Origin of the sequence: Rickettsia endosymbiont of Halotydeus destructor (assembly GCF_049278075.1) — a bacterium.
GTDB lineage: Bacteria > Pseudomonadota > Alphaproteobacteria > Rickettsiales > Rickettsiaceae > Rickettsia.
The window spans coordinates 140742-163018 of the sequence record NZ_JAPNPB010000003.1 but is presented as its reverse complement, the minus strand read 5'-3'; the positions used below and the strand labels follow the sequence as shown (position 1 = coordinate 163018).

Sequence of the window (22277 nt, the reverse complement as noted above, 5' to 3'; positions counted from 1 at the left end):
GAAACAATATCTTTTTTTGAGCTTGACAAAGCGACAAAATAATAATAAAAGTGAATCATGATGATATCCTTAAAAGTTAAAAATTTTATTCAGAATTTAGGTTGGCGTAGATAGTCTTCTAGGTCTTTAAAAACTCATATTATATGAGCTTCAGAATAAATTATTAACTTTACATTATAGGATACCAAAATGTTCCTCTCTTTTATTTCTAAAAGATTTTCTTTTAAAAAAAATCTTTTAGTTTTTTTATTTTCTCTACTTATTACTACAATAGTGCACGCAGATCACAAGAAAGTTGTAATTATAGTGCCTCTTGAACATGAGGCGATGACGCAAATTGTTGCTGGAATTAAAGAGTCTCTAAACGATAATGACGTAGAGATCATAGTTAAAAATGCTCATGCTGACGCTAATATTTTACTTAGCTATATCAAACAAATGAAACATCAAAATATCGATCTAATAATCCCGATTGGTACTTCTACCAGTCAAACCGTAATTGCGCATATAAAAGATAAGCCGATTGTTTGTACAGCAGCCATGATTGATAATAAAAATCTTCCTTTAGTTATCGGGGTTAATGATGAAATAAAAATTACCGAGGTAATTAGTAAATTATCTTTTTTGAATAATATAACCCTGATTTATAGTAGTAATGAAAAAGTTGTGCCGGAAGTTGAAGAGCTAAAATCATACGCTGCAAAAAATAATATTTCAATACATCTTGCAATGGTCCAAACTTTAAATGATCTGCCGATAGCTGTAAAAAATGCTCCAAGAGATACACAAGCTTTTCTAATATTAAAAGATCATTTAATAGTTAGCGGTATAAATATACTAAAGCAAGAAGCCTTTAAACGTGAAATTCCAATAATTGCTTCTGATGAAGGTTCGGTAATTAACGGTGCAACTATTGCATTAGGGGTAAGAGAAAAAGAAATCGGAGTAAGAGCCGGTTTGATAGCTAAAAAGATTTTAACTGGCACAAAACCAAGTGATATTCCTTTTGAGTCTATGAGCGATTTAACTTTATTTATTAATCCTGTATCTTTTGCCAAACAAAACATCCTTACTGAGGAAAATTTATCGGCGCTGCCATTTGCTCATATCGCAACGCAGGAATAATAAAGATATGAGTATTTTATTTATTGCGCTTGAGCAGTCTTTGCTGATGCTGCCTCTTATTTTAGGTATGTATATAAGCTATCAGATCTTAAAAATTACTGATCTTACTGTGGATGGTACGTATGTTTTAGGTGCAGCAGTATTTGCTCGCACTATTTCATTTGGTTTATTACCTGCTTTGATCGCTAGTATGATAGCTGGTATTATAGTAGGTAGCATAGTTAGCTTTATGCAAAAAGATAATCGGGTTAACAGTTTAATAACCGGCATACTTGCAGTATTTATGCTTTACTCGGTTAATTTGCAAATTCTTCAGCGTCCTAATATATCCGTTTTGGGTATGCCGACTATTTTATCTTTGTTTAATGGCGAGAACTGGTTAATTCCTCTGATTATAATTAATGCTCTGATTATGATTACGGTAATAATTTTATTGCAAGGAAGGATAGGGCTATTACTTCGGGCATTTGGTTATAATAGGAATCTGCTACACACCTTAGGTAAGTCGGCGGAGCTTTATCGCACAATAGGGCTTAGCCTTAGCAACTTGCTCGCCGCTTTAACAGGCGCCTTGACTGCTCAAGTAAACGGTTTTGCTGATATTAATATGGGGTTTGGTATAGCGCTTGTAGGTATCGGAGCTATTGTAATCGGGCGTCATATCTTAATCCATGCTAATAAATTTAGTCCTTTTAAAGAAATATTCGCTTGTTTCATAGGTATATTATTTTACTTTATAAGTCTTAGTTTTTTACTAGCAATAGGAATTGATCCAATAAATCTTAAACTAATTCTCGGCATAATATTATTTATTTCATTACGCAAAGTAAGAAAAGGTAGCTTATGAAACCTTATTTATATGCCGAAAAGATAGAATTTAAAGTTAAAGAAAGAAATGAGCCGCTACTTGCTCAAACTACCCTTGGTATTTCTAAAGGAGAATTCGTTGTAATATTAGGGCATAACGGTAGCGGTAAATCTACTTTAACTAAAATACTTGCCGGTTATATGCACCCCACTTCCGGACTAATATTTTTGGATCAAATGCCAATTAATAAAATTTCGACAAGTGAAAAAGCTTCAATGCTTGTGACGATAACGCAGAAAGCAGAAGATAGGTTATTTTCTGAATTAACCTTAGAGGAAAATATTACTTTATGGGAAAGCAGATTTTTTAAGAAACAGCGTTTGACGAATGAGGAAGTACTTAAGTTAACTGGTAACCCTAAACGTTTTTTAGCTCTTTTAAAACAGCCGCTTAGTGCTTTTTCTGGGGGCGAAAAACAGATTATTTTGCTAGCACTCGTCATTGCACATCCACCAAAGATATTATTTTTGGATGAACATACCGCTAGCCTTGACCCTAAAGCTTCCAAAGAAGTTATGGACAGAACGGCAAAAATCATAGAAGAGCATAAAATAACCTCCTTGATGATCACGCATAATTTGGAGGATGCGGTAAATTATGGCAAAAGGGTTATAATCCTTGATAACGGACATATAATAACGGACTTTATAAAACCGGCAAACTTTTCCTTGCCGGAATTGAAGGAACGGCTAGGGTAGTAGTAGGGGTGCTGCAACTCCCCCGTTCTATACACTAAATAGCTTAATCATAGAACTAGACAGACAACGCATTTATCGCCCATTAGGTCCACTTTCTGATTCTCTTCATATTTTGATACTTCAATATTTAAGTCTGCAAATGGAGCGGTATAAAGAGAATTAAAATTTGAGGTGTTAGAAGGGGGATCAAATAACGCAACTATATCTTTCTTATTACTATCTAAAATTTTGAGATTATTAGCTTCAATCTCTTCATGTATTATGCTGTTAATTTGCTTGTCGGTTGAATGTTGTTTTTTATTTCCTATAATTCCTAAATGAATAGCCACAGCTAATTTTTCGTTTTCTATATTAAAGTCTTGGTCTCTACAATTAACGGTTATACAATCTATTGATCCAAGTTTTTTCCCTATAGTAAGAACTATATCTCCATTAGTAGCGTTTTTTTCAAATAACCAACCGTTCCAATGAAAATTTGCCAGGTAAAGACAAGCTTTTCCCTGACCATGATCTATTATAGCACATTTTAAGTCAGCAGCTAGTTTGCTTAAAATTTCCATATCTACTTTTAGTACTTCGAGTGGTTTACCGTAAGATTTTCTAAGAGGCTCATTAATATTTTCTGCATATATATTTTCTATCTCTTGCATTATTGTTTTGGCACTATTAGCAGGAAGAGTTGTAGTAACTGGGGCAGCTTTTTGCTTTTTCATTATTTTTCCTTTATTTAAAAGAGAATTTTGGCTTAGCTACCGTCATTAATCGATAACCAAATGGAATGCTAGAGTTATAATTTCTATTATTGATGTTAGTGTAGAAAAATTAAATCTTCAAGAATTTAAGTATGTATTAATAAAAATATACATTGGGTGGAATAATTTTGTTAATGGTCTTATCCCAAAATTAGTGTTGTTAATTTACAAAAATCGTCATTGCGAGGAGCAGGGCGATGCAGCAATCTAAGAAAAAATACTTTTCTATCATCCTGAACTTGTTTCAGTATCTTTTTCATCACTTTTTTTCTGTTGACTTTTTTTCCGTCTTTGTAAATTTTCTTTTAATGCACTTGATAAATTATCAAATTTTGTTTTTGATTTAGGTTTTTCAGCTTTTCCTGAATTTTCTTTTATTTTAGTCATTTAATACTTACCTTTCACTTAGCCGCAATAAAAATTTCTACTAGGCTTTTTATAATTTTATTATATAGTATACCTTAATCATTAAACAGATAAAAGCACACATGAGTCAATTTAATATCCAGTCTGCCGAGTTACTTGATGAAAAACGAAATATTGCAAGGCAAGGAGGCGGTGAAGAAAAAATTAACTTGCAACATAAAAAAAGTAAACTAACAAGTAGAGAGAGAATAGAAATATTATTAGACCCGAGTAGCTTTACCGAGACGGGTATGTATGTATCCCATAGATGCGATAATTTCGGCATGAAGGATAAAAAGTTTTTAGGTGACGGCGTAGTGACCGGGCACGGCACTATAAACGGTAGATTAGTTTTCATATATAGCCAAGATTTTACGGTTTTTGGCGGTTCGCTCGGCGAATATCATGCTAAGAAAATTTGTAACGTTATCGATGCTGCAATAGCTAGCGGTGCGCCTGTTATCGGTATTAATGATTCAGGTGGTGCCAGAATCCAGGAGGGAGTAGATGCTCTTGCGGGGTACGGTGAAATATTTCAACGCAACGTCCTTGCTTCCGGAGTTATCCCGCAAATTTCTTTAATCATGGGGCCTTGCGCCGGCGGTGCCGTATATTCTCCGGCTTTAACCGATTTTATATTTATGGTTAAAAATACTTCTTATATGTTTGTCACTGGTCCGGACGTAGTTAAAACCGTTACAGGGGAAGAAGTAAGTCAAGAAAAACTCGGCGGTGCGCATATGCATACCACTAAAAGCGGTGTTGCTGATTTGGCATTTAAAAATGACGTAGAAGCGCTTTTGGAAGTCCGTAAATTTTTTAATTTTCTGCCATTGTCCAATCGCAGTCCTCTACCGATGCGTTGTACGATTGACCCCGCCGATAGGGTGGATATGTCTTTAAGTACGTTAATACCTGTTACTCCTAATAAACCTTATGATATGAAGGAGTTAATAGAGCGCATAGTTGATGAAGGGGAGTTTTTTGAATTACAGCCTGATTTTGCTAAAAATATCATTATCGGCTTTGGTTATATGGAAGGTTATCCTGTCGGTTTTGTAGCAAACCAGCCTTTGCATTTAGCGGGGTGCTTAGATATTAATGCTTCAAGAAAAGCGGCAAGATTTATCCGTTTTTGCGATGCTTTTAATATCCCAATCGTTAGTTTAGTTGACGTACCAGGATTTTTACCGGGTACTGCGCAAGAACATGACGGTATTATTAAACACGGAGCCAAGCTTTTATATGCCTATGCTGAGGCAACAGTTCCTAAAATTACCGTAATTACTCGTAAAGCTTATGGGGGTGCTTATATAGTTATGAACTCCAAGCATCTACGGGGAGATATAAATTATGCATGGTTTAATTCGGAGATTGCCGTTATGGGAGCTGAAGGAGCAGCAGAGATAATATTTAAGGAAGAATGTAAAGACCCGGAAGCAAAAAAGCAAAAAATCGCCGAGTATAAAGATACTGTGACGTCGCCCTTTGTCGCTGCGTCCAGAGGGTATTTAGACGATATTATAAAACCTCAAAATACCAGATGGCGAATATGTAGAGCATTAAATTTTCTGCGTACTAAGAAAGTTGAATTACCTTGGAAAAAGCACGATAATTTGCCGCTGTAGCTTAAGCGTCGTTGTTTACCTTGTCATTGCGAGGAGGCATTTATGCGTGGCTCTAAAAAAGTGCCGTATGTCATTCCTGCGAAAGCAGGAATCCAGTTTTTTCTTTGTCATGCTGAACTTGTTTCAGCATCTTCTTAGTAGATACTGAAATAAATTCACGAGGACTTAAAAGTATTTTTTCTGGATTCCCGTTTTCACAGGAATGACATAAAGGAGCACTATACTAATATTACATTATTTACGAGAAATTATGACTAAACCGTTATTTGATAAAGTTCTAATTGCTAACCGCGGTGAAATTGCCTTGAGAATAATACGCACCCTGCGAGAAATGGGTATTAAATCTGTTGCTGTGTATTCTGAAGCAGATACCAGTTCAATGCACGTGCAGCAGGCGGATGAAGCTTATTATATTGGTAATTCTCCAGCAACCGAGAGTTATTTATCAATTAAAAATATTATTTCAGCCATTCGTGAGAGCGGTGCTGGTGCAGTTCATCCTGGGTATGGATTTTTATCCGAGAATCCGAATTTTGCTAATATTTTAAAGAGAGAAGGCGTTACTTTAATCGGCCCGAGTGCTACGGCTATTAAGAAAATGGGCGATAAAATTGAAGCGAAGAAAATTGCAATCGAGGCAGGAGTTAGTACTGTTCCGGGTTATATGGGAACAATAAGCAATGTTAAGCAAGCAATCGATATTGCCAATGAAATAGGCTTCCCTGTAATAGTTAAAGCAACTGCTGGCGGCGGTGGGCGCGGTATGAGAGTAGTAAAAGATCAAGAGGAAATGGCTAGTGCTTTTGAATCAGCTAAACTTGAAGCAGTAAATAGTTTTAGTGACGGTAGATTATTTATTGAAAAATTAATCCAGTCACCGAGGCATATCGAAATTCAATTACTTGCTGATCAGCACGGCAATAGTGTATGTTTAGGCGAACGGGAATGTTCTATCCAGCGTCATCATCAAAAAGTAATAGAAGAAGCTCCGAGTTCTTTTATTAATGAAGAAATAAGGCAGCAAATGTATGACCAAGTAGTATCCTTGTCTAAAAAGGTTGGGTATTACTCAGCTGGTACTGTGGAATTTATAGTAGATAGTGAAAAAAACTTTTATTTTTTAGAGATGAATACAAGGTTGCAAGTAGAGCATCCTGTTACCGAATTAATCACTGGTATAGATATAGTCGAAGAAATGATAAAAATTGCCGCGGGCAAAAAGCTTTCATTTTCTCAAAAAGATGTGAAGTTAAAAGGTTGGGCATTTGAGTCTCGAATTTGTGCAGAAAATCCAAGCCGTGGATTTTTGCCGTCTAGCGGTAGGATTACTGCCTATTCCGAACCTGCGAAAAACCCTAATATTCGTATAGATACAGGGATTGGGCTCGGCGGTGAAGTAAGTATGTTTTATGATTCAATGATTGCAAAATTATGCACTTATGGAGAGAATCGAGAACAAGCAATTGAAGTTATGAGATCGGCGTTAAGCTCATATATAATTAGTGGTATTTCTCATAATATAAGCTTTTTGGAAGCGGTAATGTTGCATCCTCGCTTTGTTAGCGGCGATATTACTACTGCCTTTATAGAAGAAGAATATCCGGATGGCTTTTCCGGAGCTAGCTTAACTTCTGAGAGCACCGGCGTATTTGTTGCAACTGCTATTTTTGTTTATATTTCGGAACAAAAACGTGCTTCGTCAATTTCCGGTAATATTAGCAACCAGAGTAATAAAATCGGTACTAGATGGGTGGTGTCGATTGACGATAAATTATTTCCTGTGTTAATTACCCCTGTTGAAAACGGCTATAATATACGTCATGAAAGCGATCGGCTATATATTCGGAGTAACTGGCATTTGGGTAACGATCTTTTCGCCTGTCTAGTTAATGGCAAAAAAGCTAATATTAAAATTGAAAATATACCCACCGGCTATATTTTATCACATGCGGGCATTAGCGTAAAAGCATTTGTGCGTTCCCCGCGTATATCAGAGCTTGAAGCGTTAATGGTTGCAAAAATCATTAATGAAGAAAGTTCTGAATTGCAAGCGCCTCTTACAGGGCAAATTGCCATAATTAAAATAAAAGAAGGCGAGGCGGTAATAGCGGGGCAGGAGATTATGATACTAACCGCTATGAAAATGGAGAATATAATCCTTGCAGAAAGAGACGGAAAAATAGCTAAAATTTTCGTTAACGAAAAAGATCATGTATTGAGAGGACAGACGCTGCTGGAGTTTGTTTAACTCTTCTGCTTTTAAAAATTGCTCTTTCATTTTATCAGGGATTCACATGCTCACTTATTAAGTATAAGCTGCGCGTGTTCACCCTTCAAAATAAAATTCAATTTTCAAAATCATTTGAGTAGTAACATTATGGCATTATTAAATGAATATGAAAAGCATGTTTGATGTCATTCATGCTGTCCCTTATGTCATTCCCGTGAAAACGGGAATCCAGACTAAAAAGCCTTAGTTTGTAAGGCTTTTTTCTATAGAACTGTAAGTTATCGTTACATTTGTTTAATTCTTCTGGATTCCTGCCTACGCAGGAATGACATCGGAGATGAGGAATAACATCATTATGCTAAATTATTTTAAACCGCTATTACAAAAACATTTCCGCAGTAGATCAATAATTTTTATTTTAATGATAGCTGCGACTATTCTAGCTTGCGCTACTTATTATGTAATGTCGGTAGAGTCAAGAAAAGGCGGGCTAGACCCAAGTAAAGTCATAGGCTTTATATTAGTCGATTTAGTAATTTTTTTAATTTTAGGCGTATTACTTGCTCGCAAATTTTTTCAAAGTTTTTTTACCAAAAGTGATGATCAAAATGCTTCTAAATTACAAAACCGTATTATTATTGCTTTTAGTCTAGTTGCCACTGTTCCTACTATTATCGTTTCGGTATTTTCCGCTTATTTTTTTAATTTCGGTATTCAGGTTTGGTTTGATAAAAAGATTTCGGCCGTTTTAGATCAATCCATAATAGTTGCCGAATCTTATATTGACGAGCATAAATTACAGTTAAGGGAAACATCTATGTCCGTTGCTGAGGATTTAAGCGATATGTATTATGATTTAGTGCATAATCCTGCTTTGTTTACCAAAACGCTAAATACTGAAGCTGAAATGCGCTCGCTTGATGAAGCAATAGTTTTGAATAAAGCCACCAACACTATTATTGCCAATACCTTCCTGAGTTTTTCTCTGTCCTTTGCAACTATACCAGCTCATTTAATAAAAAAAGCGGATTTGGGTGAGATAGTAGAAGTGAAGTCTGATCCTACTAAAATCCGCATGCTGATTAAGCTTAAAGAATATAATGATGTATATTTATTAGTCGGCAGATTGATTGACAATAAAATTATTGATCATATTGATAAAACTAACGGTGCAGCCGGAGAATATTACCGCCTTAAAAAGCAGGTTTCCGGCATGCAAATAAAATTTTCGATAATTTTTATTTTCATTGCTTTATTGCTTTTGCTGGTCGCAATAAGTTTCGGAGTTATGTTTACCGCTAAAATAGTAAATCCCATAAAAAAATTAGTTAACGCAACAGATAAAGTAAAAGATGGTGATTTAACTATTCAGGTTCCTGAAGATGAAGTTGACAAAGATGAAATAGGCGCGCTCTATGCAGCATTTAATAGAATGATTAAACAGCTTGGTCGTCAACAAAGAGATTTAATTATAGCACAGCGTGCTCTTGCCTGGTCGGATGTAGCAAGAAAAGTAGCGCATGAGATTAAAAATCCCTTAACTCCTATTTTACTTGCTTCGGAGAGATTGCTTAAAAAATTTAGCAGTGATGTTAAAGATAAAGCGGAATTTGAGAATTATTTACATATGATTATTCGTCATACTAACGATATAAAAAAGATTGTTTCCGAGTTTGTACTTTTTGCAAGGCTTCCGGCTCCTGTGTTTGCTCGTTATGATCTAGTACTGCTTATTAAAGAGATAGTTAAATCACGTAAATTAATAAATGATACAATATCATATGCTTTTAATAGTAATGTTGATTCAATTGATTTTGTCTGTGATGCTACGCAAATAAATCAGATAATGATTAATTTGTTAAAAAATGCCGAAGAGTCAATAGATTCTAAAAAAAATGTCAAAAAAGGTAATATTTCAGTTTCTATAATATCTTCATCTTCGCTAGTTACCATATCCGTAATAGATAACGGCATCGGCTTTCCGCCAGAGCTAATCGGCAGAGCCGCAGAAGCTTATGTAACTACTCGAAATAAAGGCATGGGAGTAGGGCTTGCTATCGTTAAGAAAATAGCGCAAGAACATTGCGCTACCTTGGATATAGCTAACAGTAAACAAGGCGGAGCAGTAATTAATATAGAATTTAATAACGAAGAACTGGAAAGTAAAATTAAACGTTTGGAGGTGTAGTATTATTTACTTAGCTTGCTTTCGAAATTACTATATTAAGTTGTTTCAAAAGCAAGAAGATTTAAATTATAGATTACCCAGCTTTTATATAGAGTGTTTTACTTATCGGGCTGACTAGTATAATCATAATTATTATTACTACTATACGCATCGTTTCCAGCAGATTTAACATCATTATCATAAGGACACTGCCATGAAGTTTCTCTATTGGCTTCACAAACAGCGTTACCAATAGCGCCTATAATTCCTGTTATGTTATACCGCCGCCGCTGCCCCCTGGAGATTCATTCTTATTATTACCTTTATCTTTACTCATAAAATCCTCTTAAATTATTAATAGTTAAATTAATTGTAGAATATAAATATTTCTACAATTAACAGTATATAAGTAAATGATTGTTAGCATAAAGAAGATTTTATTAAAAATTACTATTAAAAATCACTTTATATTGATATAGTGGCTATATAACCATAAATTGATTAATGAGAAGGGTTATGAAATTAAAAATTATCTTTGTAATTATATGTTGGATAGTAATATTATCTACAGCTAGGGCAAATACTTCACCTAAAGATATTATCATTCCGAGGGAAGTTTTATTTTCTTATCCTGATAAAATTAAGATAAGTTTTAGTCCGAATGGCAAATATATTAGTTATTTAGGAAACAATAATGAGGTACTGGATTTATTAATTGCCGATAGTGAGAACCTAGAAAATATTAAAGCAGCGATCAAAGTAAAAACGGGCGTTTATGATTATATATGGGCATACGATAACCAGCATATTTTGTATTTAAAAGATGTAAATAATGATAAAAACTATCGGCTTTATAGTTATGATTTAGAAACTAACCATACAAAATTACTTACCACAGAAAAAGGAATAACAGCCAAAATTTTTGCCAAAAGAGCAACCAACAAACCATATAAAATATTAATTGGCTTAAAATCATCCAATCAACATTATTTTGATGTTTATGAGTTAAATCTTCTTGATCATAGTAAAAAGCTTATTATGAAAAATAATAAATTTTCTAGTTTTATCTTCGATAATGATCTTAATATACGTTTAGGTATATTTATAAATAATAAGGGAGAAAAAGAATATTTCCGATTAAAAAATAATCAATGGCTATTTTTAATGAGATTATCGAATGAAGATATTATAAATACTAAATTTTATGATTTTGATCATACTAACAACAATATTTATTTACTCGATGGTCGAGATAATAATACTGTTACTCTTAAATTATTAAATTTAAATACCGGGGTATTGAAGTTATTAGCTAAGGATAAGCGTGTTGATATTAATGTATTAACATCACATCCGACTATTCATGAGATTCAAGCAATAGTAACCGAATATGATAAAGTTGAGTATAAAATATTAGATAACTCTATTAAGAGGGATATTAAATATCTTCAAAACCTCAATTTAGGTAATATACATATTATACACCGTACTCTAGATGATCAAATTTGGTTTATTGAATTTTATAGTGATGTTAATCCTACTAAATATTACAAATATAACCGCCAGAAAAAGCAAATTAAATTCTTATTCTGTCGTAAAGCTGAACTAGAAAAATATCGTCTTGCTCCTATGAATCCTATAATTATAAAGTCTCGTGACGGCTTAAATTTAGTCAGTTATATTACTTTTCCTAACAATATGAAATTATCTAGAAAAATATACCCAAATAAACCTTCGTCGCTAGTTCTTTTAGTGCATGGCGGTCCAGCTATAAGAAACTCTTGGGGTATGAATACTGAACATCAATGGCTTGCTAATCGTGGTTATATTGTTTTAAGTGTCAATTTTCGTGGTTCGGCAGGTTTTGGTAAAGATTTTCTAAATAGCGGTAATGGAGAGTGGGGTAAAAAAATGCAAGATGATTTAATAGATGCTGTTAATTGGGCTATTAAAAACAAAATAGCCGATCCTAGAAAAATTGCTATTATGGGATCGAGTTATGGAGGTTATGCTGCTCTAGCAGGATTAACATTTACCCCTAACTTATTTGCGTGTGGTGTAGATATTGCCGGGCCTCCTGACTTACTAACAGCTTTAAAAAATCTTTCTGGAGATTGGAAATTTGAAAAATATCAAGCAGAAATGAAAATAGGACCTTCAGAAACAGCGGAGCAAAGAGAAAAATTACGTCACCAATCTCCCTTAACTTATGTCAAAAGCATAACGAAACCGTTACTTATAATTCAAGGAGGTAAAGATTCAGTAATAAAACAAACTGAATCTGACCGAATGGTAGCGGCAATGGTAAAATATAATAAACCTATCATTTATGCGTTGTATAAAGATGAAAATCATAATTTTTGCAATATATATAACAATATTTCTTATCATATTATAATAGAGCAATTTCTAGCGAAGTACCTTGGTGGCAAAACAGAACCTATTAATTACACATATTTAGGAAACCCCGCAAATCTTTTATTAAATGGAAAGCCTCCTTTTAAAACGTTATTAATAGAATTACTAGAAGCACGATAAATTGTTATTTCGATCCGCCCATTCTAATTTCTATCTTTTATTAGTAAATCACCATATTTTTTATTTATTCTTTCATATTTAGGTATTAGTGAACTCTTTAAACCATATAAATAAAGTAATCCCACCCATTTAAATGGCATATTTTCAAAAAAATTTGAATCTACAAGTATTTTTTCTATTTTGTCTTGTTCTACCATTTTGCTACGGTTAATATATTCGTCTCATAGTCGTGAAGGCGGCGATTATACTCCACAACTGATGAAGATACCGTAGTAGCAGTGCCTATGTCTTTGGCAGTGCCGCCGGCAAGTAAGGAGGTAGGCAGCAACGCTCGTGTCAATCCAGTTGCTAAAACCTGTGCCGCTTGGCGGGTGCCAGAAAACGCATCTCCAGAAAACGCACGTCCCGAGGACACATGCGCTGAATTAGCCGAAGAGGTAACGCCGCTTAAAGCCTCTCCCATTCCCCCGGCGAGTGCGCCTATACTGCATTACTGCCGTTAGCCGTAGCATAACTGGCTCCCAGCCCGGCGCCCCGGCATGCATGACTACTTTAGCTGCTCCTCCTTCGCTAAGACCGTATCGCTGCCCCAATATCACCGATATAACCTTGCCCGACCGCTAATACACCTCGTAACGCCTCCCCTCGAAAGTTATCAGGAATATTGCCGTTTGTAGAACCTATTTACTATTTTAATTCTCTTATTACCTTCTCTAGTAAATCAGGATCATCTTTTAGGGCTTTCCCAAATTCATCATCATCTTCAGGTTCTTTTAAGATTCTCAAAAACTCCTCGAAATTATTTGCTAAAAAAGAAATATCTTCTCCTTCATTCCGACCAAAAATCCAATAAACTACTGGCGGGTTATCACTTGTCGGATTAACACGATAGTCAAAACAGATTAAATCGCCTCCACCATTTCTACCAAATGCTACTAAATTTTTAGGAAAAAATTCCGCGGGGTGATTATAATTGTCTATTATATTATTATAACTTATAAAATCCTTGTCATACAAACTTTCGGGATCATAGTGTCTATTAAGCATTTTTGACTCTTCTGTACACATCCCATATATTTGACTTATAAATCCTTCAAGTTTCTTATGAAAATAATGATCATAATAATCAAAATCATAATCTATATCACCACCATCGCTTATCTTGAGGAGGTCTATAAATAACTTCGGTAATTTAAATGGAAACTTATTTAGTAAAATTAAATCTTTTTCTTTTAAAGCCAGCTGTGTATCAGACCATCTTATATCACTAACATTTTTTATTCTTTGTACCATGTATTCATACCTCCTATATGTCCTGTTTGTTGATGTTTATCGAAAGGAATTAACTGCACTCTTCCTGTCTCTATGATTATGATGTCATGTTAACTTATTTATTTATGCTTTTCCTTAGAAAAAATAGTTTTCTTACCCTGATTTGCAACCGTTTTCTCCGGTGTATTAACTACCTGAAGGTTAGCAAGCTTTTTATTATTCGCAGCTGAGCTCACAACGCTCTTAGTATTTGGTGGGCTGAATGGTTCTATATTCGGAGAATGCGGTTTGTCGGTTGAGGCATTTATTTTCTTATCCAATAGCTTTTGTGTTTCTTTAAGCTCGTTGATAATTTTACTAATGTCATCATCAAAATTCTGGGTTCTTGTAGTTACGCTCTTTTGTAAGCCCTCTGCAGTTTTTGTAGCTTTACTTACCGGATTCATTATCTCTTTTACAGCATGACTTGCTCCCCTTATTTCTTCTGTAATATTTACAGCATTACTCTTTAGGTTACTCCAACCTTGCACAGTATATTTCTTTACTACTTTTCCACCCTGTATTATTTTCTGTCCTGCAAGTTTTGGCTTTCTAATATATTTTATTAAACCCACTAACCAACGTATCACTTCTCCAAATCAACTATTTATTGCTCTTTAAAATAGCATTATCCGACCCAGTTTGTAAACTATTGATAGAAAATCAGGATAGGAGAGTTCAGGTTTTAAACAAAAAATCTTATAAATCTCGCTTTTTCCACCATTCGCCTGTATAGGTCTTATAGGCATCGGTTTATTCTCGACGATAACTTGCTGACGCTTTTCTGTTATTGCATCCCATCATTTATGATCTTCATTTTTATAATAACGATATATAAAATACTTTTCTGAAGTTTCGGCAATATTATATAACCTCAAGTTAGTGAAATGATACATTTCATAATGCCTAAGCATTACTTCTAAAAATTCGCCTAAATTTTACACCTTTATTCAAAACCTCTAGAGTATTAGCGCGAACAGATAGAAAATGTCAAAGGGAAGCGAGCCTAAAAGCTCTGCGATGACGATTTTGAGTTCTCTTTATCCTAAATTAGCGCTCCCAAAGCATTATTAATGCAGCTACTGGAAGCTCAATAAATTGTTATTTCGGTCTACAGAAAAAAGGCTTAAATTAGGTATATAAAAATAAAATAAAAAAAATGGAAATAATTTGAAAAATGTTGTTGACAAGAGGCGTTATCTTGCTTATAACTACTCCTACGAAGACGATGAATTACAAAGGCTTCGTAGCTGTTTTAAAAGTAAATAATTAGATATAGATAGTGACAGCGAAATGTACATATCACTTTAAGTGATTAATTAAACCTGTCAATTTTTTGAAGTAAAAATAGACAGAATCAAACTTGAGAGTTTGATCCTGGCTCAGAACGAACGCTATCGGTATGCTTAACACATGCAAGTCGAACGGACTAATTAGAGCTTGCTCTAATTAGTTAGTGGCAGACGGGTGAGTAACACGTGGGAATCTGCCCATCAGTACGGAATAACTTTTAGAAATAAAAGCTAATGCCGTATATTCTCCGAGGAGGAAAGATTTATCGCTGATGGATGAGCCCGCGTCAGATTAGGTAGTTGGTGGGGTAATGGCCTACCAAGCCTACGATCTGTAGCTGGTCTGAGAGGATGATCAGCCACACTGGGACTGAGACACGGCCCAGACTCCTACGGGAGGCAGCAGTGGGGAATATTGGACAATGGGCGAAAGCCTGATCCAGCAATACCGAGTGAGTGATGAAGGCCTTAGGGTTGTAAAGCTCTTTTAGCAGGGAAGATAATGACGTTACCTGCAGAAAAAGCCCCGGCTAACTCCGTGCCAGCAGCCGCGGTAAGACGGAGGGGGCTAGCGTTGTTCGGAATTACTGGGCGTAAAGAGTGCGTAGGTGGTTTAGTAAGTTGGAAGTGAAAGCCCGGGGCTTAACCTCGGAATAGCTTTCAAAACTACTAATCTAGAGTGTAGTAGGGGATGATGGAATTCCTAGTGTAGAGGTGAAATTCTTAGATATTAGGAGGAACACCGGTGGCGAAGGCGGTCATCTGGGCTACAACTGACACTGATGCACGAAAGCGTGGGGAGCAAACAGGATTAGATACCCTGGTAGTCCACGCCGTAAACGATGAGTGCTAGATATCGGAGGAAATTCTTTCGGTTTCGTAGCTAACGCATTAAGCACTCCGCCTGGGGAGTACGGTCGCAAGATTAAAACTCAAAGGAATTGACGGGGGCTCGCACAAGCGGTGGAGCATGCGGTTTAATTCGATGTTACGCGAAAAACCTTACCAACCCTTGACATGGTGGTCGCGGATTGCAGAGATGCTTTCCTTCAGTTCGGCTGGACCACACACAGGTGTTGCATGGCTGTCGTCAGCTCGTGTCGTGAGATGTTGGGTTAAGTCCCGCAACGAGCGCAACCCTCATTCTTATTTGCCAGCGGGTAATGCCGGGAACTATAAGAAAACTGCCGGTGATAAGCCGGAGGAAGGTGGGGACGACGTCAAGTCATCATGGCCCTTATGGGTTGGGCTACACGCGTGCTACAATGGTGTTTACAGAGGGAAGCAATACGGTGACGTGGAGCAAATCCCTAAAAGACATCTCAGTTCGGATTGTTCTCTGCAACTCGAGAGCATGAAGTTGGAATCGCTAGTAATCGCGGATCAGCATGCCGCGGTGAATACGTTCTCGGGCCTTGTACACACTGCCCGTCACGCCATGGGAGTTGGTTCTACCTGAAGGTGGTGAGCTAACCGTAAGGAAGCAGCCAACCACGGTAAAATTAGCGACTGGGGTGAAGTCGTAACAAGGTAGCCGTAGGGGAACCTGCGGCTGGATTACCTCCTTTAAAGACTAACTTAGTATATTGTTGCATTTTATGCAGCAATTGCTCAAAGTCCGATTTTTGCTGTCACTATCTTTAACTAATTATTTACTATTTAAAACTACCTGTTTAACTATTTCCTTTTATTCTCTTTGGTCCTTACTACAACCCCCTCAACAATTATTTATTTTTCTTAAGCTATATAAATATTTTTAATCCACCCTCATTAACTGTTTTTTTAATTAAAAAAGTAAAGAAGCATTTAAATAATCAAATTATATTTTCCCTTATAGCTTATTGGTTATCCGTTGGATTAGCCGTACAGCAAAAAGCAGTAAGGTACAGCGTCATCGCGATCGCTTGATACAAATTTTTCTGGATTCGTCTGTGCTCACGTATCTTTGTACGCTCCGCAAGGCTCGTCTTTATAATTCATCAAATCTTCCGCTTCCTGAATTTAGCTTTACCTAAAATAAAAAACTATTAATTAATGTAATTAATAGTTGACATTATGCACAGGATTTGTTATAAGAGTGCATTCAATTTATATGATAAATACGATGAATAAATTCATTTTTCTAATTATGGCAGTAATATTATCTGCTTGCGGTAGTACGTCTTCAATAAAAAATTCTCAAAAATTGGATGGTTTACCTAACTTTAATAATTATAACGTTGTTATAGTTAATGACTTTACTGATGGTGTGAGTAAGCAAGGTAATGATCCAAATATCCTAGCAGAAGGTAAAAGATTTGCTGATATGATAGTTAGTTCCATTAAATCTAAAAATATATTCAATGCCGTTGAAAGGAATGTTGTTGATTCTAGTCAGCATGCTATACTGATTGATGGAAGAGTCATAAAATATGATGAAGGCAATGGTGTTATGCGTATGCTTGTAGGGTTTGGAGCAGGTAGGTCTCATTTTGATGCCAAAGTAAATATAAGAGATAACCAAACTAATAAATCATTAGGTCTTATAGATGTAAATAAATGTAGCTGGTTGCTGGGAGGAGCGATTGCTGGGTCTCAAGATATTAAATCTCATATGAATTCTGCAGCTTCTAAAATAGCTACGGAATGTGCTATAGCAAAAAATAGAAAGAGCTAATAACTTTATAAAATCTAAAAGTTTATTTTTTAGATTGTTGCAGCCACTTTGTGCCTTTGTGTTGTATTCCTGGTGTTGTTGCATGGATAGGTTACAGTTTTCATCCCTTGGCTACGACCACGGGATCCAGAAAAAATTTTATTAAAAAAGCTGGATATCGTGATTAGGTCATGGTATGACACCGGAATGCTTTGCAAAAAATTACTATTACTGGATCCATGCAACAATGCCTGTATTCCTTCGCAATGACGGGTTTTGTTAATTTTTGCTAAAAAATTTATTTTTTTCACTTCTATCAGTCTTATTTTTCATATAATGCCATCAATTGGTATTACCTAAAAAAATTCATGAAGAAATAAAAAATCTCAAAAAAGTAAAATATAACAACTTTGAACCGATACTAGTCAATAGACTAAACATATAATTTCCTTACCTTTGTAATACACTTCCGCCATCTGTTGTATTTTTATATCTTTATATTTTATTATGCTTGTCATTTTTTGCTAAATTCTTAAGTGGATATTGCTAACGTTAAATAGAATCGATTATATTGGAAATAAATGCTAGAAAAATTGATTTATGATAAAAGAAAAAGACTATAAACTGCTGCAACAAAAAGTACAAATAGACCAAGCAAACGATAAAGCGATGAGGCAAAACTATCTTCTAAAGACCCATACATTGAATATGCGATAGCTATTTTACCCACCTTAGAAGGAGCACAAAAAATCATAGTTATAAATAAAAAACTTGTTGAACAATTAGTTCCTCAAGGGCTTGAAAATAAACATAATAAATACCATGTTACATTATACCATGGAGCATATAAAGCTGAGGATTTACCAGAAATTTTTGCCAAGCTAGGGAACATAGCTTACAATACAAAAGTCTCACATTGAATTTTAAGGATATAATAGTTGTTGGACCAAACAGATGGATTGATATTAATATCAATCGCTCTGATGAAGTGATAGAAAAAGTTGAACAGGACTATAAAGCAATATGTAACTTGCATAGTGAGATAGTTGATACATTTAGTGGATATCATCAGCGTCCTTTTGAGAGAGCAAGCAATACTCTTGAAATTCTTGAACCTCAAATTAAAGCCGAAAATGACAATGCTTTAAAAATTGCAAATCAAATTCAAACATATGGTGTTTCAGGTTTATACGAATTGTACAACCCTCACACTACAATGTGGTATCAATGGCCTACAAACCCTGCACTTGAGGAAGCTGCAGAAAGTGTAAAGCATAAGGTTAATGATAGCTTTCCTTGTGAGGGGTGGGCTTTAGTTATAGGAAAGTTAGGCTTTAATGGAAATATTAAGCATCTTGAAGCTATTTTTCCTTTGGGTCAAGATACTACCGTAGAACAAGCAATGGTACTGGGAGCAACAACTGACTTAGATTGGTAATAAAAAGATACATATTTATTAAAATATACAAAAACAAGTGTCGCTAAAGAGTTACACATAGTTAATAGTATTTTTTCAAGGACATAATATTTCTGGGTTTGCCTCCTAACCGAAATATTCTTACGCATTTCTTACGTTTGTATTGGTTGTACTCTTTTATCGTATGTCCTTTACCAATTCCTTCTCCAGTATTCTTTGCGATATCTCACTATTATACCTTTGAATATTTCTTTTCTTCTGTCTGTTGTTCTTTAATTTTTTTAGTGCTATATTTACGTTCTGTGAATAATATTAATTAGTTTTTATTAACTATTTTTAGATAAAAAAGCAAAAAAATGTTAAAATAAACAAGTTATATGTTTAAAATAATATTATAAAATTAAAATATTAGGATAAATATATGAATTATTTAGGGTACGGGGGCATATCTTTTGGAACGGTGTTAGCGATAATTGTATCGTATAACGCAAATAAATCAATATTATGGGCAATAATTCACGGTCTTTGCGGTTGGTTTTATATAATATATTATGCATTATTTAAGCAATAATATTCCCAGGGCTTAGTAAATTGATTTGAACGCTGTAGCGCGTTTCCCACCGCCTTCATCTACAATAATAGGTTTCACTTCCTGCGCCATAGGGTACTAACTTAACTGAATATTTTTACTTGAATTACAATAATTACTTATTGAAAAACAATAAATAATTATTGACAAGTAGGTTATTTCATAATATATTTCTATGTAAGAATTATATAAGGTATATATATGAATAAAATTCAGAAAGTAAGTTATTGTGTTTCTTGGCTTCTTAACTCATTAATTATTACGATTCCAGGTTTTTTACTATTAAGTTGGATTTTTATAGATTCAGAAATCATGAAAAATTTAACTAATCGAGGTATTGTGGCGATTTCTTATTCTCATGACGGAAGCTATACAAACCTAAGTTTAATAAAATGGACAATATCCTCAAAATTTTTAGGGTTTGTTGCTTATATTTTCGGAGTATTACCGTTATTATTTAATTTATATTATTTAAAAAAAATTTTTATAAATTATTCGGTAGATGAAATATTTAATGTTTTAAATGCCAAATATTATAATAATATTGCGTGGATATTTTTCTTAAGTGCCATTTTAATAGAACCATTAAGTAACACGTTACTGACTTTTGCCGTGACTACATCTAATCCTGTGGGGCAACGCTATATTTCTCTGTCTTTTGGAACAACAAATTTACAAAATATCTTTTTTGGAATATTAGTTATCGTGATTTCGTGGGTAATGCTTGAGGCAAGCAAAATACAAACCGAATATAAATTTACTATTTAAAAAATATTTCAATGAGTATTGTTGTAAACCTAGATGTAATGCTTGCTAAAAGAAAAGTAAAATTGCAAGATTTAGCCGAAGCGGTGGGGATTACGGTTCAAAATTTATCGATTTTAAAAACCGGTAAAGCTAAAGCTATACGTTTTTCAACTCTTGAAAGTATTTGTCAGTATCTGAATTGTCAACCGGGAGATATTTTAGAATTTCAAGAAGCTGAATCGTAACGTTGTTTAAGATAGCCATTGCCTGCGTGGATCAAAAACGGTGTTACCTCCGTTATGGCTCACCGCTATAAGCGGCGTGGCAATCTAGGTTCTGTGAACAAAATTTAAATTAATCTATTTTAGTTCTTTTTTGCTGCAAATTATAAGATTTTTTTGAAATATGAATAACTATTCCTACAAAAATTTTATTAATTTTCGCTAAAAAATATCTTAAAATATAAATAACTTAAATTTTGTTCACAGAACCTAGAAATAATAAAAACTTCGTCATTACAATTTTTACTTTACTGGATTCCCGCTTCCGCGAGAATGACACGAGGTCTTTTTAAAAATTGTCCGGTACTATAAGCAGCTACTCGCAATGACGGTGAGAGTTGCAGATTGCCACGTCGACATAAAGGCCTCCTCGCAATGACGAGCGAAGGTATCCACATAACAATACATGCTCGCAATGACGAATTTGTTTTATAAGTTGTAAACAAGTGAGTTATTTTATTTGCTAGCATCTTTGTAAGCTCTTTTGCAGTATATATCTTTTTTTTCAAAAATATAATAAAGCCATTTAATATATAGTTTCATTTGTTCTTTTGGTATATTATAGCTAACATCTTATATATAAAAAAATCCATATGTTAGATTATACGGAAATTATGGGATATATTGCCGGTATATTAACTACGATTGCTTTTGTCCCCCAAGTAATTAAAACTTATCAATCTCGTTCTACTCAAAATATTTCATTATCTATGTATGTTTTATCTTTGTATCTACTCGATAGGTTGCATCTTTTCAACAGCTTTTTGCTATTAACTTACTTAAATGCGACAAAACCGTTGATTCTAGATGAGTGTGTGGATATAAATAAGGTTATAAAAATTATCTACCATAACCCATGGACACTTATACTATCACCAATCAAAGATAATCTCTAAAAGACTAGGTCATTATGCAAAAGCGCCTTTATCCAAATAATATAATAAAAAGTAATAAATCTTCTACAACTATTGTAAAATTATTCGCTATATTTGTTACTTTATTTATTTCTGCGAATGTTTTAGCTGATCGGTTTGACGATCCTATAGGAGATCCTATAGGATACAGATTATGTATATTGATAGGAACGCTTCAATATAATGTTACACGAATAATTGGTATGATTGCTATAACTGGTTTGGGGGTTTTATCACTTCAAGGAAGTTGTCATGGACAATCTCTTTAATGGTTGTAACAGGGATTATAATAACTTATCAAGCTCCTAATATAGTAAGTATGATATATGGTGAAAAGGTATCAAGACTTTGCACCACATATGGTTATATGAGAGGCGGTACATGGGATACGATTGGAGGTGAATTATGTAGGGTATTGAAATTATTTAGCAGTACTACTATGAGAGCAATTGCTCTTGTTGGTGTAATAGTTTTAGGAATTCAGGCTCTTAAAGGTACTTTGAGTTGGACAATAGCATTGATGAGTATATTAGGAATCATATTAATGTTTTCAGCCCCTGCTATATATATATTAGTATTGTTGGAAAAAATGATTACAAACTAAACTGTTACGGTAGTTAGGAAGGATAGTAAATTACAGAAATCAAGCTTTAATAGACTGCCAGTTGATTATTTCTTGG

Annotated in this window: 20 protein-coding genes and 1 rRNA gene; 15 read left to right on the top strand and 6 right to left on the bottom strand. The window is 34.5% G+C overall.

Annotated features, from left to right (window positions below; translation table 11 throughout):
• Nucleotides 1–189: 189 nt before the first annotated feature.
• From OTR29_RS04365 to OTR29_RS04355, 3 genes are read left to right on the top strand one after another with little or no spacing between them, the layout of a single operon-like run.
• A complete protein-coding gene (locus OTR29_RS04365; RefSeq protein ID WP_422229439.1) occupies nt 190–1125 on the top strand; it encodes an ABC transporter substrate binding protein in 936 nt (311 codons plus the stop codon).
• Between the two features lie 7 nt (nt 1126–1132).
• Nucleotides 1133–1972: an ABC transporter permease gene (locus OTR29_RS04360; RefSeq protein WP_422229438.1), complete on the top strand. Its 840-nt coding sequence runs from the start codon at nt 1133–1135 to the stop codon at nt 1970–1972.
• On the top strand, nt 1969–2691 hold the full coding sequence (locus OTR29_RS04355) for an ATP-binding cassette domain-containing protein (protein ID WP_422229437.1): 723 nt from the start codon (nt 1969–1971) through the stop codon (nt 2689–2691). Before OTR29_RS04360 ends, OTR29_RS04355 begins: the two co-directional genes overlap by 4 nt.
• Before the next feature lie 47 nt (nt 2692–2738).
• Here the strand turns inward: OTR29_RS04355 and OTR29_RS04350 are convergent, their stop codons facing one another.
• Together OTR29_RS04350 and OTR29_RS04345 are read right to left on the bottom strand one after the other, a co-directional pair.
• Complete coding sequence (locus OTR29_RS04350) at nt 2739–3404, bottom strand: hypothetical protein (protein WP_422229436.1); 666 nt, start codon at nt 3402–3404, stop codon at nt 2739–2741.
• Nucleotides 3405–3671: 267 nt separating this feature from the next.
• Nucleotides 3672–3830 carry a hypothetical protein gene (locus tag OTR29_RS04345; RefSeq protein ID WP_422229435.1) on the bottom strand — a complete coding sequence of 53 codons (159 nt, stop codon included), beginning with the start codon at nt 3828–3830 and terminating at the stop codon, nt 3672–3674.
• A 101-nt stretch (nt 3831–3931) separates the two neighbouring features.
• Here OTR29_RS04345 and OTR29_RS04340 point away from each other — a divergent pair, with 101 nt between their 5' ends.
• The 4 genes from OTR29_RS04340 (at nt 3932) to OTR29_RS04325 (ending at nt 12411) form a co-directional block, all read left to right on the top strand.
• Nucleotides 3932–5476 (top strand): acyl-CoA carboxylase subunit beta, encoded by a 1545-nt coding sequence (locus OTR29_RS04340; RefSeq protein ID WP_422229434.1) that lies wholly within the window; start codon nt 3932–3934, stop codon nt 5474–5476.
• 250 nt (nt 5477–5726) lie between these two features.
• Nucleotides 5727–7724 carry an acetyl-CoA carboxylase biotin carboxylase subunit gene (locus OTR29_RS04335; protein ID WP_422229433.1) on the top strand — a complete coding sequence of 666 codons (1998 nt, stop codon included), beginning with the start codon at nt 5727–5729 and terminating at the stop codon, nt 7722–7724.
• A 337-nt stretch (nt 7725–8061) separates the two neighbouring features.
• Nucleotides 8062–9894, top strand: a complete 1833-nt coding sequence (locus tag OTR29_RS04330) for a sensor histidine kinase NtrY-like (protein ID WP_422229432.1) — start codon at nt 8062–8064, stop codon at nt 9892–9894.
• Between the two features lie 495 nt (nt 9895–10389).
• Nucleotides 10390–12411 carry a S9 family peptidase gene (locus tag OTR29_RS04325; protein ID WP_422229431.1) on the top strand — a complete coding sequence of 674 codons (2022 nt, stop codon included), beginning with the start codon at nt 10390–10392 and terminating at the stop codon, nt 12409–12411.
• Nucleotides 12412–12434: 23 nt separating this feature from the next.
• Here the strand turns inward: OTR29_RS04325 and OTR29_RS04320 are convergent, their stop codons facing one another.
• The 4 genes from OTR29_RS04320 to OTR29_RS04305 form a co-directional block, all read right to left on the bottom strand.
• Nucleotides 12435–12608, bottom strand: coding sequence for an Imm39 family immunity protein (locus OTR29_RS04320; RefSeq protein WP_422229430.1), 174 nt, complete (start codon nt 12606–12608; stop codon nt 12435–12437).
• Nucleotides 12609–13098: 490 nt separating this feature from the next.
• On the bottom strand, nt 13099–13704 hold the full coding sequence (locus OTR29_RS04315; RefSeq protein WP_422229429.1) for an SMI1/KNR4 family protein: 606 nt from the start codon (nt 13702–13704) through the stop codon (nt 13099–13101).
• On the bottom strand, nt 13689–13763 hold the full coding sequence (locus OTR29_RS04310) for an HNH endonuclease (protein ID WP_422229525.1): 75 nt from the start codon (nt 13761–13763) through the stop codon (nt 13689–13691). Before OTR29_RS04310 ends, OTR29_RS04315 begins: the two co-directional genes overlap by 16 nt.
• Before the next feature lie 39 nt (nt 13764–13802).
• The gene (locus tag OTR29_RS04305; protein ID WP_422229428.1) at nt 13803–14312 is read right to left on the bottom strand and encodes a hypothetical protein; all 510 of its coding nucleotides are present in this window, start codon (nt 14310–14312) and stop codon (nt 13803–13805) included.
• 769 nt (nt 14313–15081) lie between these two features.
• On the opposite strand from OTR29_RS04305, the gene OTR29_RS04300 reads away from it, so the two are divergent.
• The 8 genes from OTR29_RS04300 to OTR29_RS04265 all read left to right on the top strand — a co-directional run bounded on the left by OTR29_RS04300 (nt 15082) and on the right by OTR29_RS04265 (nt 22201).
• A 16S ribosomal RNA gene (locus OTR29_RS04300) occupies nt 15082–16582 on the top strand.
• A gap of 536 nt (nt 16583–17118) precedes the next feature.
• A complete protein-coding gene (locus tag OTR29_RS04295; RefSeq protein WP_422229427.1) occupies nt 17119–17670 on the top strand; it encodes a DUF4410 domain-containing protein in 552 nt (183 codons plus the stop codon).
• Nucleotides 17671–18565: 895 nt separating this feature from the next.
• Nucleotides 18566–19087, top strand: coding sequence for a hypothetical protein (locus tag OTR29_RS04290; RefSeq protein WP_422229426.1), 522 nt, complete (start codon nt 18566–18568; stop codon nt 19085–19087).
• Between the two features lie 769 nt (nt 19088–19856).
• The gene (locus OTR29_RS04285; RefSeq protein WP_422229425.1) at nt 19857–20423 is read left to right on the top strand and encodes a DUF2975 domain-containing protein; all 567 of its coding nucleotides are present in this window, start codon (nt 19857–19859) and stop codon (nt 20421–20423) included.
• Between the two features lie 11 nt (nt 20424–20434).
• Nucleotides 20435–20647 carry a helix-turn-helix domain-containing protein gene (locus OTR29_RS04280; protein ID WP_422229424.1) on the top strand — a complete coding sequence of 71 codons (213 nt, stop codon included), beginning with the start codon at nt 20435–20437 and terminating at the stop codon, nt 20645–20647.
• A 629-nt stretch (nt 20648–21276) separates the two neighbouring features.
• Nucleotides 21277–21579: a SemiSWEET family sugar transporter gene (locus tag OTR29_RS04275; RefSeq protein ID WP_422229423.1), complete on the top strand. Its 303-nt coding sequence runs from the start codon at nt 21277–21279 to the stop codon at nt 21577–21579.
• Nucleotides 21580–21593: 14 nt separating this feature from the next.
• On the top strand, nt 21594–21866 hold the full coding sequence (locus OTR29_RS04270; RefSeq protein WP_422229422.1) for a TrbC/VirB2 family protein: 273 nt from the start codon (nt 21594–21596) through the stop codon (nt 21864–21866).
• Complete coding sequence (locus tag OTR29_RS04265) at nt 21845–22201, top strand: TrbC/VirB2 family protein (RefSeq protein WP_422229421.1); 357 nt, start codon at nt 21845–21847, stop codon at nt 22199–22201. Before OTR29_RS04270 ends, OTR29_RS04265 begins: the two co-directional genes overlap by 22 nt.
• Nucleotides 22202–22277: the final 76 nt, after the last annotated feature.

Excerpts from the sequence above, each read along its gene's own strand:
- OTR29_RS04365 (WP_422229439.1), top strand. The coding sequence starts at position 190 with ATGTTCCTCTCTTTTATTTCTAAAAGATTTTCTTTTAAAAAAAATCTT.
- OTR29_RS04360 (WP_422229438.1), top strand. The coding sequence starts at position 1,133 with ATGAGTATTTTATTTATTGCGCTTGAGCAGTCTTTGCTGATGCTGCCT.
- OTR29_RS04355 (WP_422229437.1), top strand. The coding sequence starts at position 1,969 with ATGAAACCTTATTTATATGCCGAAAAGATAGAATTTAAAGTTAAAGAA.
- OTR29_RS04350 (WP_422229436.1), bottom strand. The coding sequence starts at position 3,404 with ATGAAAAAGCAAAAAGCTGCCCCAGTTACTACAACTCTTCCTGCTAAT.
- OTR29_RS04345 (WP_422229435.1), bottom strand. The coding sequence starts at position 3,830 with ATGACTAAAATAAAAGAAAATTCAGGAAAAGCTGAAAAACCTAAATCA.
- OTR29_RS04340 (WP_422229434.1), top strand. The coding sequence starts at position 3,932 with ATGAGTCAATTTAATATCCAGTCTGCCGAGTTACTTGATGAAAAACGA.
- OTR29_RS04335 (WP_422229433.1), top strand. The coding sequence starts at position 5,727 with ATGACTAAACCGTTATTTGATAAAGTTCTAATTGCTAACCGCGGTGAA.
- OTR29_RS04330 (WP_422229432.1), top strand. The coding sequence starts at position 8,062 with ATGCTAAATTATTTTAAACCGCTATTACAAAAACATTTCCGCAGTAGA.
- OTR29_RS04325 (WP_422229431.1), top strand. The coding sequence starts at position 10,390 with ATGAAATTAAAAATTATCTTTGTAATTATATGTTGGATAGTAATATTA.
- OTR29_RS04320 (WP_422229430.1), bottom strand. The coding sequence starts at position 12,608 with ATGGTAGAACAAGACAAAATAGAAAAAATACTTGTAGATTCAAATTTT.
- OTR29_RS04315 (WP_422229429.1), bottom strand. The coding sequence starts at position 13,704 with ATGGTACAAAGAATAAAAAATGTTAGTGATATAAGATGGTCTGATACA.
- OTR29_RS04295 (WP_422229427.1), top strand. The coding sequence starts at position 17,119 with ATGAATAAATTCATTTTTCTAATTATGGCAGTAATATTATCTGCTTGC.
- OTR29_RS04285 (WP_422229425.1), top strand. The coding sequence starts at position 19,857 with ATGAATAAAATTCAGAAAGTAAGTTATTGTGTTTCTTGGCTTCTTAAC.
- OTR29_RS04280 (WP_422229424.1), top strand. The coding sequence starts at position 20,435 with ATGAGTATTGTTGTAAACCTAGATGTAATGCTTGCTAAAAGAAAAGTA.
- OTR29_RS04275 (WP_422229423.1), top strand. The coding sequence starts at position 21,277 with ATGTTAGATTATACGGAAATTATGGGATATATTGCCGGTATATTAACT.
- OTR29_RS04270 (WP_422229422.1), top strand. The coding sequence starts at position 21,594 with ATGCAAAAGCGCCTTTATCCAAATAATATAATAAAAAGTAATAAATCT.